This window comes from Arthrobacter agilis (assembly GCF_030816075.1).
Classification (GTDB): Bacteria; Actinomycetota; Actinomycetes; order Actinomycetales; family Micrococcaceae; genus Arthrobacter_D; species Arthrobacter_D agilis_E.
Genome location: NZ_JAUSXO010000001.1, coordinates 3,394,621 through 3,407,777, shown reverse-complemented (window position 1 = coordinate 3,407,777; position 13,157 = coordinate 3,394,621). Strand labels below are relative to the sequence as shown.

General features: G+C 71.9%; 13 protein-coding genes. 4 read left to right on the top strand and 9 right to left on the bottom strand.

The window, feature by feature from the left end:
* The first annotated feature begins 30 nt into the window (after window positions 1-30).
* Entirely contained in the window at window positions 31-1,554 is a 1,524-nt protein-coding gene (locus QFZ50_RS16070; RefSeq protein ID WP_307085842.1) for a long-chain-fatty-acid--CoA ligase, read from the top strand.
* On the opposite strand, the gene QFZ50_RS16065 is transcribed toward QFZ50_RS16070, so the two are convergent.
* Entirely contained in the window at window positions 1,551-2,744 is a 1,194-nt protein-coding gene (locus QFZ50_RS16065; RefSeq protein ID WP_307085840.1) for a glycerate kinase, read from the bottom strand. The two genes, QFZ50_RS16070 and QFZ50_RS16065, sit on opposite strands and share 4 nt — an antisense overlap.
* 48 nt (window positions 2,745-2,792) lie before the next feature.
* The gene (locus tag QFZ50_RS16060; protein ID WP_307085839.1) at window positions 2,793-2,960 is read right to left on the bottom strand and encodes a hypothetical protein; all 168 of its coding nucleotides are present in this window, start codon (window positions 2,958-2,960) and stop codon (window positions 2,793-2,795) included.
* A gap of 118 nt (window positions 2,961-3,078) precedes the next feature.
* Between QFZ50_RS16060 and pgm the strand changes: the two genes are divergently transcribed.
* Window positions 3,079-4,710: a phosphoglucomutase (alpha-D-glucose-1,6-bisphosphate-dependent) gene (gene pgm, locus QFZ50_RS16055; protein WP_307085837.1), complete on the top strand. Its 1,632-nt coding sequence runs from the start codon at window positions 3,079-3,081 to the stop codon at window positions 4,708-4,710.
* 4 nt (window positions 4,711-4,714) lie between these two features.
* On the opposite strand, the gene QFZ50_RS16050 is transcribed toward pgm, so the two are convergent.
* Window positions 4,715-6,082, bottom strand: coding sequence for an aldehyde dehydrogenase family protein (locus QFZ50_RS16050; protein WP_307085836.1), 1,368 nt, complete (start codon window positions 6,080-6,082; stop codon window positions 4,715-4,717).
* Window positions 6,082-6,933, bottom strand: coding sequence for an SDR family NAD(P)-dependent oxidoreductase (locus QFZ50_RS16045; RefSeq protein ID WP_307085834.1), 852 nt, complete (start codon window positions 6,931-6,933; stop codon window positions 6,082-6,084). The genes QFZ50_RS16050 and QFZ50_RS16045 overlap by 1 nt, the downstream gene beginning before the upstream one ends.
* A gap of 101 nt (window positions 6,934-7,034) precedes the next feature.
* Between QFZ50_RS16045 and QFZ50_RS16040 the strand changes: the two genes are divergently transcribed.
* Both QFZ50_RS16040 and QFZ50_RS16035 read left to right on the top strand, forming a co-directional pair.
* Window positions 7,035-8,363, top strand: a complete 1,329-nt coding sequence (locus tag QFZ50_RS16040) for a uracil-xanthine permease family protein (protein WP_307085833.1) — start codon at window positions 7,035-7,037, stop codon at window positions 8,361-8,363.
* Between the two features lie 52 nt (window positions 8,364-8,415).
* Window positions 8,416-9,417: a hypothetical protein gene (locus QFZ50_RS16035; protein ID WP_307085831.1), complete on the top strand. Its 1,002-nt coding sequence runs from the start codon at window positions 8,416-8,418 to the stop codon at window positions 9,415-9,417.
* 8 nt (window positions 9,418-9,425) lie between these two features.
* Here the strand turns inward: QFZ50_RS16035 and QFZ50_RS16030 are convergent, their stop codons facing one another.
* Genes QFZ50_RS16030 through QFZ50_RS16010 form a run of 5 tightly spaced genes read right to left on the bottom strand, consistent with a single transcriptional unit; the run spans window position 9,426 to window position 13,097 of the window.
* The gene (locus QFZ50_RS16030) at window positions 9,426-10,253 is read right to left on the bottom strand and encodes a glycerophosphodiester phosphodiesterase family protein (protein WP_307085829.1); all 828 of its coding nucleotides are present in this window, start codon (window positions 10,251-10,253) and stop codon (window positions 9,426-9,428) included.
* Complete coding sequence (locus QFZ50_RS16025; protein ID WP_307085828.1) at window positions 10,231-11,040, bottom strand: HAD family hydrolase; 810 nt, start codon at window positions 11,038-11,040, stop codon at window positions 10,231-10,233. Before QFZ50_RS16025 ends, QFZ50_RS16030 begins: the two co-directional genes overlap by 23 nt.
* A 47-nt stretch (window positions 11,041-11,087) precedes the next feature.
* On the bottom strand, window positions 11,088-11,615 hold the full coding sequence (locus tag QFZ50_RS16020; RefSeq protein WP_307085825.1) for a YbhB/YbcL family Raf kinase inhibitor-like protein: 528 nt from the start codon (window positions 11,613-11,615) through the stop codon (window positions 11,088-11,090).
* Between the two features lie 35 nt (window positions 11,616-11,650).
* Entirely contained in the window at window positions 11,651-12,574 is a 924-nt protein-coding gene (locus QFZ50_RS16015) for a carbohydrate kinase family protein (protein ID WP_307085823.1), read from the bottom strand.
* Window positions 12,575-12,614: 40 nt separating this feature from the next.
* Window positions 12,615-13,097: a PGPGW domain-containing protein gene (locus tag QFZ50_RS16010; protein WP_307085821.1), complete on the bottom strand. Its 483-nt coding sequence runs from the start codon at window positions 13,095-13,097 to the stop codon at window positions 12,615-12,617.
* Window positions 13,098-13,157: the final 60 nt, after the last annotated feature.

The following is a 13,157-nucleotide window of genomic DNA, read 5'->3' as shown; positions in this document are numbered from 1 at the left end:
GCAGACGGACCGGAGATCGAAGGAGATCGCGTGACGAACCTCGCCAACAACCTGGTGGCCACCGCGACGAGGAGCCCCTCGGCCGTGGCCATCAAGCTCGACGACGTGGAGGTCACCTTCGGTGCCCTCGAGGTGCTCAGCCAGAAGATCGCGACGATCCTCGCGGAGCAGGGCGTGGGGCGCGGCGACCGGGTGGCCCTGATCATGCCGAACATCCCCCAGATGGCCTTCGTCTACTACGGGGTCCTCCGGGCCGGCGCCGTCGTGGTGCCCCTCAACCCGCTCCTCAAGGGACGCGAGGTCGCCTACCACCTGACCGACTCCGGGGCGCGGCTCGTCTTCGCATGGGAGGGCGTCCTCGCCGAGGCGCAGGCCGGGGCCGAGGACTCCGGCACCGCGACGGGCGAGCCGGTGAGCGTGATCGCGGTGGACGGCAGCGCGTTCATGCAGCGCGTGGCCGGCACCGAGCCCACGCCCGGCGTCGTGGAGCTCGACGGCGGGGACACCGCCGTGGTGCTCTACACCTCCGGCACCACCGGCCGGCCCAAGGGCGCGACGCTCTCCCACACGAACCTCTCCCGCAACACGGAGATCTCGCGGGACCTCATGGGCACCGCCGAGGGCGAGGTGCTCTTCGGCGGCCTGCCGTTCTTCCACATCTTCGGGCAGACCTGCGCGCTCAACGCGGCCGTCCTCACCGGGGCCACGGTCACCCTCCTGCCGCGCTTCGAGCCCGGGAAGGCGCTGGAGATCATCGCCCGCGACCGCGTCACGATCTTCGAGGGCGTGCCGACCATGTACATCGCGATGCTCCGCCACCCCAGCGTCACGGACACGGATCTCTCCTCCGTCCGCGTGGCCGTCTCGGGCGGTTCCGCGCTGCCCGTGGAGGTGCTGCACGAGTTCGAGCGGGTCTTCGGCGCGGATCTCCTGGAGGGCTACGGACTGTCGGAGACCTCACCGATCGTGAGCTTCAACCGTGTGGGCCACCTGCGCAAGCCCGGCTCCATCGGCACGCCCGTGGACGGCGTGGAGGTGCGCATGCTGGACCCGGAGGGCAACGAGGTGGCCCAGGGCGAGGTGGGCGAGCTCGCCGTCCGCGGGCACTGCGTCATGAAGGGGTACTGGCGGAACCCCGACGCCACGGCCACCGCCATCCCCGACGGCTGGTTCCGCACCGGCGACCTCGCCCGCTTCGACGAGGACGGCCTCATCTTCATCGTGGACCGCAAGAAGGACGTGATCCTCCGCGGCGGGTACAACGTCTACCCGCGCGAGGTCGAGGAGGTGCTCTACGAGCACCCCGCCGTGGCCGAGGCCGCCGTGATCGGCGTGCCGGACGACCTGCACGGCGAGGAGATCGTGGCGGTGATCGGCCTCAAGGCCGAGCACGCCCCGGCCGACGACGCCGCCCGCGAGGCGCTCGGCACCGAGATCGTGGATTTCGCGAAGGAGCGCGTCGCCGCGTACAAGTACCCGCGCCGCGTGGTGCTCGTCGACGCGCTGCCCAAGGGTCCCACCGGCAAGATCCTCAAGCGCGAGATCAAGGTCTAGCGCAGGCGCCCCGCGCTGAAGACGCCGTAGACCTGCGCGGCGGCCTCCTCCATCAGCGGCCCCGCCTCCCGGATGAGCTCGTCGAGCCCCGTGGGGCCGGTCGCGAGGGAGAACGCCGCCGCCAGGCCGGCGCCCTGCACCTCGGCCGCCGTGAGCTGCACGCGGCCGGCGATCGCGACGACGGCGCAGCCCTCGGGCGCGTTGCCGACGACGGCCTGCACCACCTTGCCGCCGAGCGACTGCGTGTCCAGGGACCCCTCCCCGGTGAGCACGAGGTCCGCGCCGGCGAGGGCGCCGGACAGCCCGACGGCGTCCGCCACCAGGGTGGAACCGGGCACGATCTCCGCGCCGAGGAACGGGACGAGCACGGCGGGCAGCCCGCCGGCGGCGCCCGCGCCGGACACGTCGAGCATCGACACGCCCGTGGCGTCCTCGGTCACGCGCGCAAGATGGGCCAGGCCGGCATCCAGCACGGCGACGTCGTCAGGCGTCGCACCCTTCTGCGGACCGAAGACCGCGGCGGCACCCCGCGGACCGCACAGCGGATTGTCGACGTCGACCGCGATGCGCCACCGCACGCCGCGGGCGCGCGGGTGGAGGGCGCCGATGTCGATCGAGGCGAGGGCCATGAGGGCTCCCCCGCCCGGCGGGAGGGGCTCCCCGTCGGCATCGAGGAAACGGGCGCCGAGCGCGGAGAGGAGTCCCGTGCCGCCGTCGGTGGTCGCGGATCCGCCGATGCACAGGAGGATCTCCTCCGCGCCGTCGTCCAGGAGCCGGGCGGCCAGTTCGCCGACGCCGTAGCTCGTGGCGGTGAGGGCGTCGAGGGGGAGATCGGCGACCAGGGGCAGGCCGTTGGCCTCCGCCGCCTCGAGGACGCCCCGGACCGGGAGGCCGGAGGCATCGCCCGGCGCCGAGATGCCGTAGCGTGCGGTCCGCGCCCGGCCGGCGGCGTCGTGGCATGCCGTGGTCCGCGGCTCCACCGACCAGGCGGTGAGCAGGGCGTCGAGGGTCCCCTCGCCGCCGTCGGCGAGAGGGGCCAGGACGACGTCGGGTGCCGGGTGGCCGAGGCGTGCGGCGGCCGCCGTCACACCCGCGGACATGGCGAGGGCAGCCTCCGCCGCGGGGAGGCTGCCCTTGAGGGAGTCGGGCGCGAGGACGATTCTGAGCGGACGGGGCGCTGGCGTGGTCACGCCTTCACCCTAGCCGTGAGCCCCCGCATGGTGCCCGCAGGGCCCGAGTCAGTCGCCCGAGCCGCCGTCGTTGTCCGCCTCGAAATCGGGGGCGATCTCGTCCTCCGTGCCGGGTCCGCCGTAGCCGCCGGCGTCCTGCTCCTCGGGCTTGCCGGCGTGCTCCGCGCCCTGCTCCTCGGGATCGCCGGTGGGGGTGTCCTTGGGACTCTCGCTCATGGTGGTGCCTTCCGTGGTCCGTCCGCCCCTGGCTGGGTGCTGATACTCAGCTTACTGATGATCGGGTGGCGGGCAACCGACGGGTGTAATCGCGGGCGTTCTTTGGCATGCTGGGGCCATGGCTAACCGAGCGGGCACCGTAGCCCTCCCCAGCGATCTCGTCGACGTGACCAAACTGCTCGACGCGTATTTCGACGTCGAACCCGATCTGGGCGATCCCGCGCAGCGCGTGGCCTTCGGGACCTCCGGGCACCGCGGCTCGTCCCTGAAGTCCTCGTTCAACGAGGGACACATCGCGGCGATCACGCAGGCGATCGTGGAGTACCGTGCCGGGCAGGGCATCACCGGCCCCCTGTTCATGGGCAAGGACACGCATGCCCTCTCCGAGCCCGCCCAGAACACGGCCCTCGAGGTGCTCGCGGCCAACAGCGTGAACGTCCTCATCGACGCGCGCGGTGCGTACACCCCCACCCCCGCGGTCTCGCACGCCATCCTCACGTACAACGCGACGCGCACCGAGCGGGCCGACGGCATCGTCATCACCCCCTCCCACAACCCCCCGGGCGACGGCGGCTTCAAGTACAACCCCCCGCACGGCGGTCCTGCCGACTCGGATGCCACCAACTGGATCGCGAACCGCGCCAACGAGCTGCTCGAGGGCGGCCTGCGCGAGGTCAAGCGCCTGCCGATCGCGCAGGCCCGCACCGCCGCCGGGATCAGCAGCTACGACTTCCTGCAGCACTACGTGGATGATCTCCCCTCCGTGCTGAACCTCGACGCCATCCGGTCGGCGGGCGTGCACATCGGCGCCGACCCCATGGGCGGTGCCTCGGTGGACTACTGGGGCGCGATCGGCGAGCGCCACAACCTGAACCTCACCGTGGTGAACCCGACCGTCGACCCGCAGTGGGCGTTCATGACGCTCGACTGGGACGAGAAGATCCGCATGGACTGCTCGTCCCCGTCCGCCATGGCGTCGCTGATCAAGCGGGCCACGGAGTTCGACATCGCCACGGGCAACGACGCGGACGCCGACCGGCACGGCATCGTCACCCCGGATGCGGGGCTGATGAACCCGAACCACTACCTCGCCGTCGCCATCCAGTACCTCTACGCCAACCGCCCCCACTGGCGGGCCGACGCCGTGATCGGCAAGACCCTCGTCTCGTCGTCGATCATCGACCGCGTGGCGGCGGACCTGGGCCGCGTGCTGCAGGAGGTCCCCGTGGGCTTCAAGTGGTTCGTGCCCGGCCTGCTCAGCGGCGAACTCGCCTTCGGGGGCGAGGAATCGGCGGGAGCCTCGTTCCTGCGGCTCGACGGCAGGCCCTGGAGCACCGACAAGGACGGCCTCCTCCTGGCGCTGCTGGCCTCGGAGATCACCGCCGTCACGGGCAGGACGCCGTCGCAGCACTACGCCGGGCTGACCGACCGCTTCGGTGCGCCCGTCTACGCGCGTATCGACGCCGCGGCCACGCGGGAGCAGAAGGCCGCGCTGGGGAAGCTCTCGCCGTCGGACGTCACCGCCACGACCCTCGCCGGCGAGGAGATCACCGCGAAGCTGACGGAGGCGCCCGGGAACGGTGCGCCCGTGGGTGGGCTGAAAGTCACCACCGAGAACGCCTGGTTCGCGGCACGCCCCTCCGGTACGGAGGACGTCTACAAGATCTACGCGGAGTCGTTCCGGGGCGAGGAGCACCTGAAGCAGGTGCAGGCCGAGGCGAAGGCACTGGTGGACGGCGTCATCAGCTGACCGTTCACAGCAGCGTGCGCAGCAGCCTCCGCTTCAGCGGTCCGAAGGGCGGGTACGCCAGGCGCAGCGTGTCCATCCGGGCGGGCTTGGAGAAGACGGGCTGCAGGTGGCTGAAGGTCGTGAAGGACTGCCGGCCGTGGTAGCTGCCGGTGCCGCTCGCACCCACGCCGCCGAACGGCAGCCCGGGGACCGCGAGCTGGATCGTGCAGACGTTGTGCGCCAGACCGCCCGCCTGGACCCGCTCCGTGAAGGCGAGGAGGTCCTCGTCGCGGTCGCTGAACAGGTAGGCGGCCAGCGGGTGGGGGCGTGCGCCGATGAAGTCGATGGCCTCGGCCAGGTCCGCCACCTCGAGGATGGGTAGCAGCGGGCCGAAGATCTCCTCCCGCATGAGCGCGGAGTCGGGGTCGACGTCGCGCAGGACTGTCGGTTCGAGGTACCGTTCGGCGCGCTCGTGCCGCCCGCCGGAGACGACGGTGCCGTCGGACAAAAGCCCCACGAGACGGTCGAAGTGGTGTTCGTTGATGATGCGGCCGTAGTCGGCGGAGGCCCTCGGGTCGCTGCCGTAGAACTCGCGGACCGCGTCCGCGAGCGCACCCGCCAGGACCGGCGCGGCGTCGGGCGTCGTCAGGACGTAGTCGGGTGCCACGCACGTCTGGGCCGCGTTCATGAACTTGCCGTAGGCGATCCGCCGTGCGGCGGTCCGCAGGTCACCGCCCACCACGACGGCGGGCGACTTGCCGCCGAGTTCCAGGGTCACGGGGGTGAGGTGCTCGGCCGCCGCCTTCAGCACGATCCTCCCCACGCGTTCCCCGCCGGTGTAGAAGACGTGGTCGAAGGGCTGCGCCAGCAGGTCGGTGCTCGCCTCCGGGCCTCCCTCGACGACGGCCACGGCCTCGGGGTCCAGGTACTGCGGGACGAGGCGGGCGAGCACCCGGGAGGTCGCGGAGGCCAGCTCGCTGGGCTTCAGCACGGCCGTGTTGCCGGCGGCGAGCGCCCCGACGAGTGGCGCGAGGACGAGCTGCAGCGGGTAGTTCCACGGCCCGATGATCAGGACGGAGCCGAGGGGACGCGCCTGCGTCCACGCCCGGGCGGGCCGCAGGCCGCCGGGTACGGGGATCCGCTCCGGCGCCATCCAGCGGTCGAGGTGACTCAGGGCGAAGCCGGCCTCCGCCCGGACGACGGCGACCTCCGAGAGGAACGCCTCCGTCCTGCTCTTGCCGAGGTCCTGCTCGAGGGCGCGGACCAGTTCCTCCTCCCGCTCGCCGAGCAGCCGCAGGAGCGCGTGCAGCTGCCCGCGGCGCCAGGCCGCCGGTCGCGTCACCCCGGATGCGAAGTACCGGCGCAGGCCGGCCAGGAGCCGTGCGGCACCCATCAGGCCTTCTCCCGGTCCGCCACGGAGCCGTCCGGCCGGCCGGTGAAGTGCTCCATGGAGCTGTAGACCTTGAAGACGCGGCCGGCGACGACGTCCCAGGCGGGTTGCGGCATGAGGTTCCGGAGTGTCCCGGCCAGCTGCACGGTCCAGGGCAGCTGGACCCGGGCCCGCCCTGCGAGCAGGCCGCGCCAGGCCCTGTCGACCACGTACTCGGGGTCCATGAGCGGTGTCAGGAGGAGCCCGCGGGCACCCTCGAACATGCCGGTCCTGATGTAGCTCGGGATGAGGGTCGTCACGGCGATGGGGTGGCCGGTCGCCACGAGCTCGAGACGGAGCGAGTCGCTCCAGCCGATCACGGCCGATTTCGACGCCGCGTACACGCTCATCCTGGGCACGGACACGGTCCCGGACGCGGAGGCGACGTTGAGGATCCTCGCCGGTGTGCCACGCTCCATCATCGCCGGGAGGAACGCGCGCGTGACGTGCATCGGGCCCGCCGCGTTGATGCGCAGGGTGAGGTCGATGTCGGCGGAGGGGTCGTGCTCCCAGAAGTACTTGCCGCGCACGATCCCGGCGTTGTTCACCAGGACGTCCGGGACGCCGACCTCGCCGAGGACGGCGTCCGCCGCCGCCCGGATGGACTCCGGCGACGCGACGTCCACCACGTAGCTGTGCAGCGTGGCGGCCTCCGAGGCGAGGCCCGCGACCACCTCCTCGAGGGCCCGCCCGTCCACGTCCCACAGCACGACGGCGGCCGCGCCTTCCCGGACGGCGCGCTCGGCGTACAGCCGGCCCATGCCCCTCCCCGCGCCGGTGACCAGTACGGTGCGTCCTCGGACCGTGAATACCATTTCCTGCCCTTCTGCTCGATGACTAGCAACGTAACATCCCCGTCACGCGTGGCCGATAGGATCTCGGGGACCCCCCTCGCCACCCCTCGGAAGGCATGCCCATGAGCGCACGCGGTATCAGCTGGACCCTCCACGGGGACGGCAAGAACGTCCTGCCGGGACGCTTCGTCGCTCCCGAGGAACGCCTCAGCTGGCCGAGGACCATCGGCATCGGCGCCCAGCACGTCGTCGCGATGTTCGGGGCGACCTTCCTCGTCCCGCTCATCACCGGTTTCCCGCCCTCGACCACCCTTCTGTTCTCGGGCATCGGGACCATCCTGTTCCTCGTGATCACGGCGGGGAAGGTACCGAGCTACCTCGGCTCGAGCTTCGCGTTCATCGCGCCCATCGCCGCGGCGCAGGCCCAGCACGGGGCGGCCGGGGCCCTCGGCGGCATCATCATGGCCGGGGCCGCTCTCGCGATCATCGGACTGATCGTCCACACCGCCGGTGCCCGGTGGATCCAGGTGGCCATGCCACCGATCGTCACGGGTTCCATCGTCGCGCTGATCGGCCTGAACCTGGCCCCGACGGCGAAGGCGAGCTTCGAGCAGGCACCCCTCACCGCGCTCGTGACCGTGATCGCGATCCTGCTCGTCACCGTGCTGTTCAAGGGCATCCTCGGGCGGCTGTCCATCCTCGTCGGCGTCCTCGCCGGCTACGTCGTCGCGATGCTCCGCGGGGAGGTCGACTTCGCAGCGATCGGCGATGCCGCCTGGATCGGCCTCCCGGACTTCTCGGCACCGGAGTTCCACCTGTCCGTCGTCGGGCTCTTCGTCCCCGTGGTCCTCGTGCTCGTGGCGGAGAACATCGGCCATGTGAAGTCGGTGGCGGCGATGACCGATCGCGACCTCGACCCCCTGACCGGGCGCGCACTGATGGCGGACGGCCTCGCCACCATGATCGCCGGCGCCGGAGGCGGCTCCGGCACCACCACGTACGCCGAGAACATCGGCGTCATGGCGGCCTCCCGCGTCTACTCGACGGCCGCCTACTGGGTGGCCGGGATCGTCGCCGTCCTGCTGAGCCTCTTCCCGAAGTTCGGTGCACTCATCGCCACCGTCCCCGCCGGGGTGCTCGGCGGTGCGGGCGTGGTCCTCTACGGCATGATCGGCATCCTCGGTGTCCGCATCTGGGTGCAGAACCAGGTCAACTTCTCCAACCCCATCAACCTGTCGACGGCGGGGGTGGCGCTGGTCATCGGGATCGCCGACTTCACCTGGTCCATCGGCGACCTGACCTTCGCGGGGATCGCCCTCGGCACCGCGGCAGCGCTCGTCATCTTCCACGGCATGACGGCGATCGCCCGGGCCCGCGGCAGCGAGCACGTCGCCGGTCCGGAAGAGCTCGAGTCGAAGGACCACGGGAGCAGGCCCTCCAAGCTCGGCTGACGCGATGCAACAATGAACACATGCGTCACTTCCTCACCAGGCCCGGCGGGCGATGAACGATTCCCTGGCGGTCTGGGCCTCTCCCGGGTGGCGGGACCAGGCGGAGCAGTGGATCGACGCCGCACTGGAGGCCTTCGGCGTCCGGCGGCTCGGCCCGTCCGACCAGCCACGCATCCGCTTCTGGTCCACGCAGCTGACCGTCCCCACGGATCACGGGACGCTGTGGTTCAAGGAGAACAACCTGGGGCAGTTGCCGGAGGCCTCCGTCATGTCCCTGCTCGGGGAGCTGGCGCCGGACCATGTGGCGGCCCCCCTGGCGATCGAACCGTCCCGGGGTTGGATGCTCACCGCGGACCACGGTGCCACCCTGGGCAGCCTGCCCTCGGACGACCCGGCCGTGTGGGCGCGCATCACCCGTGATTTCGCCGATCTGCAGCAGCTCGCGGCCCCCCACGGCGAGCGGCTCGCCCAGGCGGGGCTGGTCGTCATGAACCCCGAGGTGGCTGCCAACTTCGTCGAGAACCAGCTGCTGCTCCACACGGGCCTGCCGGCCGGGCACCCGCTGTACCTGTCCGCGGAGGAGGCGGACGGCGTCGTGCGCGCACTGCCCGCCCTCCACGGCGCCGTGGAGACGCTCCGCGGCCTCCCGGTGCCCCTGTCCCTCGACCACAACGACCTGCACGCCCGGAACTGCTTCCTCCCGGGGGCGACCACCGACCCCCTGCGGTTCTTCGACTTCGCGGACTCCTATTGGGCGCACCCGTTCAGCACCCTGCTCGTGCCCGTCGAGCAGATGCAGGCGCAGTGGGCCACGACGGCGGACGACCCGCGGATCGAGGCCGTCGTCCGCGCGTACCTCGAGCGGTGGACGCATTACGCCCCCCTGCCGGACCTGCGGGCCGCCGTCGAGCCCGCGCTGAGGCTGGCCCGGGTGCACCGGTACGGCTCCTGGCTCCGCCTGCTGGTCTACGCCGACGACGCATCGATGCGCACCTATGCTCCCGCCGCCCTGCGCTACCTCCGGACCTTGTCCGACCCGGTGCTCGCCGGGTAGGAGGCACGCTACCGGGTGCCGTCCTGCGGCCAGGCCGCGCGGTCCCGCAGGCAGGAGACGAGGACGTCCCCGGCGTCGGACACGAGCCCGTCGACGCCGAGATCGAACAGCCGGTCCATGTCCTCGCGCGCGTTGACCGTCCAGACGTGGACCTGCAGGCCGGCGGCGTGGCAGGCGGCGACGAAACGGGGCGTCACCACGCGGACGCCGCGGTAGGTCTCGGGGACCTGCAGGGCCTGGACGCGGCTCGCCCGGCCGAGCGGTCCTGCCAGTCCGAGCGGTGCCGCGAGCTTCAGGAGGGCGTTGACCGTCATGCCGGCCGAGGACGCCGTCGGGGCGTCCAGCAGGCGCAGGACCCTCCGGCGCCGGCGGTCCGAGAACGATGCCACGAGCACGCGGTCGTGGGCACCGAGACGGTTGACGAGCTCCACGAACGGCCGCACGCAGTCGTCGCTCTTGATGTCGATGTTCAGGCGGAGATCAGGCCAGCGCAGCAGGACCTCCTCGAGCGTGGGGACACCGCCGCCGCCGCCGACCGGCAGGGCGGCCAGCTCCTCCGCGGTCCGCGCGGCGACCGGCCCGCCGGCGTCGGTGACGCGGTCGAGGGCCTCGTCGTGGAACACCATCACCACGCCGTCGCTCGACGCGCGGACGTCGATCTCGAGGTAGCGGAAGCCGAGCTCCACCGCGCGTGCGAAGGCCGCCATCGTGTTCTCCCCACCGTCCGGGGCGAACCCCCGGTGCGCGAGCGCGAGGGGGAGGGTGCCGGCGTGCGGCTCGGAGCGGTTGGCCAGGTAGCTGTAGCGGCCCGGGTCAGGCCGTGCGGAGTGCGGCAAGCCGCTCCTCCAGCACCTGCGCCACACCGTCCTCCTCGAACGGCGGTGCCACGAGGTTCGCGGCGGCGAGCGCGTCCGGGTGTCCCGATGCCATGGCGTACCCATGGCCCGCCCAGTCGAGCATCTGGACGTCGTTGGGCATGTCCCCGAAGGCGACGACGTCGGCGGCCTCGATGCCGCGTTCCGCCGCGTACCGGGCGAGCGTGACGGACTTGTCGATGTCCGGGACGGCCATCTCGAGCAGCGCGATGGTCGGCGCGGAATGCGTCGTCGAGACGAGATGGGCGACGGCGGGCCGGACGGCGGCGAGGAACTCGTCCGGGGAGACGGTCCGCTCGCGGGCCAGGAACTTGACGACCTGCTCGCCGGGCAGCGACTCCTCGAAGGGCTGCGCCGTGATCCCGCCGAGGAGCTCCGAGGTCGCCGCCTCGGCGAACCCGGATTCGATCTTGAACCCCGTCACCGTCTCGGCGGCGAAGGTCGCGCCGGGAAAGAGCCCGCGGATGATGTCGCGGGCCGCGTAGACGTGCTCCGGGTCGAGCAGCCGGGCATCGAGGACACGCTCCGCCTCGAGATCGTACGTCAGCGCCCCGTTGGAGCAGATGACCGTCCCGGTGTGGCCGAGCTGCTCCCGCAGTGGCTGCAGCCAGCGCGGGGGGCGGCCGGTGACGAACACGACGTCGACCCCCGCCTCCATGCATGCACGGAACGCACGGACGGTGCGCTCGCTCATCCTGCCGTCGTGGCCCACGACGGTCCCATCCATGTCGCTTGCCACGAGGCGCATCGCTGACTCCTTCAGGTTCCGGATCTCCACCCTACCGGCGGCCCGGCCTACTGCTCGAAGGTACCGATCAGGCGGGCTCGGCCGAGGGTGCTCGCGAAGAGGTTGAAGCCGAGGTAGGCGGGTGAGGCCTCGGGCTGGAGGTCGAGGGATTCGACGTCCAGGGCGTGCACCACCACGTGGTAGTGGTGGGGGCCGTGGCCTTCCGGGGGTGCGGCCCCCACGTAGCCCGCGAAGCCGGCGTCGTTGCGCAGCTGCACGGCCCCCTCGGGCAGGAGCCCGGAACCGTCGGTGCCCGCGCCCGCGGCCAGGGACGTGGTGGTCACGGGGAGGTTCGCGACGGCCCAGTGCCAGAAGCCGCTCGCGGTGGGGGCGTCCGGGTCGTAGACGGTCACGGCGAAGCTCTTCGTGCCGTCGGGGAAACCGCTCCAGCTGAGCTGCGGTGATTCGTCCTTGCCGCCCGCACCCATCATCCCGGAGGCCTGCGCCGGGTCGAGGGGTGCCTGGTGGGTGACGGTCTCGCTGGTCAGCGTGAAGCCGGGTACCTGGGGGAGGTCTGCGTACGGGTCGCGGGTCATGGGTGTGCTCCTCGGGTCGTGGTCCTGCGCGGCGGTCAGGCCTGGCGCGCCATCTCGTCACGCGAGGGCGGGTTGGCCCCTGCGCGGGAGACGGTGATGGCTGCTGCCCGGGCCGCGTACTGCAGCACGGCGGTCAGCTGCCCGAGGGTGATTCGGCGCAGTTCGTCCCGGCGATGGGCGCCGTCGAGCTCGAGGTCCACGAGGGCGCCCACCAGGGCGGCCATGAAGGAGTCACCCGCGCCCACGGTGTCCACGACGCTGGTGGAGGGTGCGGGGACGGAGGCCTCGCCCGCCCGGCTCACGCCCCAGGGTCCCTTGGAGCCGCGGGTCACGACGACGACGGCGGCACCGGCGTCCAGCCAGGCTCGCGCGGAGTCCTCCGGGCTGCGGTCGGGGTAGAGCCATCCGAGGTCCTCGTCGGAGGCCTTCACCACGTCCGCGAGGGCGACGAACCTCTCGGCCTGGCTGCGGGCGAACGCGGCGTCGCGGATGATGGTGGGCCGGCAGTTGGGGTCGTACGTGACGGTGACGAGGGGGTGGGCCGCCGTCACGAGGGCCAGGACGTCGTCGGCTCCCGGGGCGAGCATCGTGGCGATGGACCCGGTGTGCAGCAGGGTGGTGCCGTCGAGCAGCCTGTCCCTCTGCGCTGCGAGACCCGGCAGGTCCCAGACGAGCTGGAAATCGTAGGACGCCCCGCCCGCGGGGTCGAGGCGCGCCGTGGCGACGCTCGTGGGCGAGGTGTCGGGTTCCACGGGGAAGGGCACCGAGTTGTCGCGGAGGTGCTGCTCGATCATCCGGCCGTACCCGTCGTCGCCGTACCGGCCCACGAACTGGGCGGGATGGCCGAGGCGCGCGAGCCCCACCGCCACGTTCATCGGGCTGCCCCCGACGTGGGCGCGCATGGGGGTGATGTCGCTGATGACTTCGTCGATGAGGGTCTCCCCGACCACGGTGATCACTTCTTCAACGTACCAGCCATGGCGCCACTGCCGGCCCGGACTATTCCGTCTCCGCGCGCACTCCGTGGGGCCGCGCGGGGATGGGGCGGCCGCGGAACCGGCGCACGCTGTAGACGATCAGCACGAGGGCGATGACGGAGGAGGCGATGAGGCTGATGCCCGTGCCCGCTCCCCCGAACAGCCACCACCTGTCCGCGAGGAACCACCAGGACGGCACGGCGGGCCCGAGGATCCAGACCACGCCCAGGGTCATGATCACCAGCGCACTCGCACAGCTCACGGCGATCCGCGGGATGGTCTTCACCCCGAGTGCGGCCGCGTGATAGGCGTTGGACTTCAGGGGTGCCAGGTAGCGGCGCGCCCAGTGATACTGCTGGGACAGGACCGCGAGGCCGGCGGCGAGCATCAGGAGCCCCGGTCCGGGCAGCACCAGGGCCGCGAGGCCGAGTACCACGAGGGTCCACCCGACCACCTCGATCCCGGTGCGGCGGACCCACCCGGAGACCCGCCCTCTCGCTGCCATGCGAACAGGATGACACAGGAAGCTGAGGGCCCACGACGGTCAGCAGGCTGCCTATCGGTC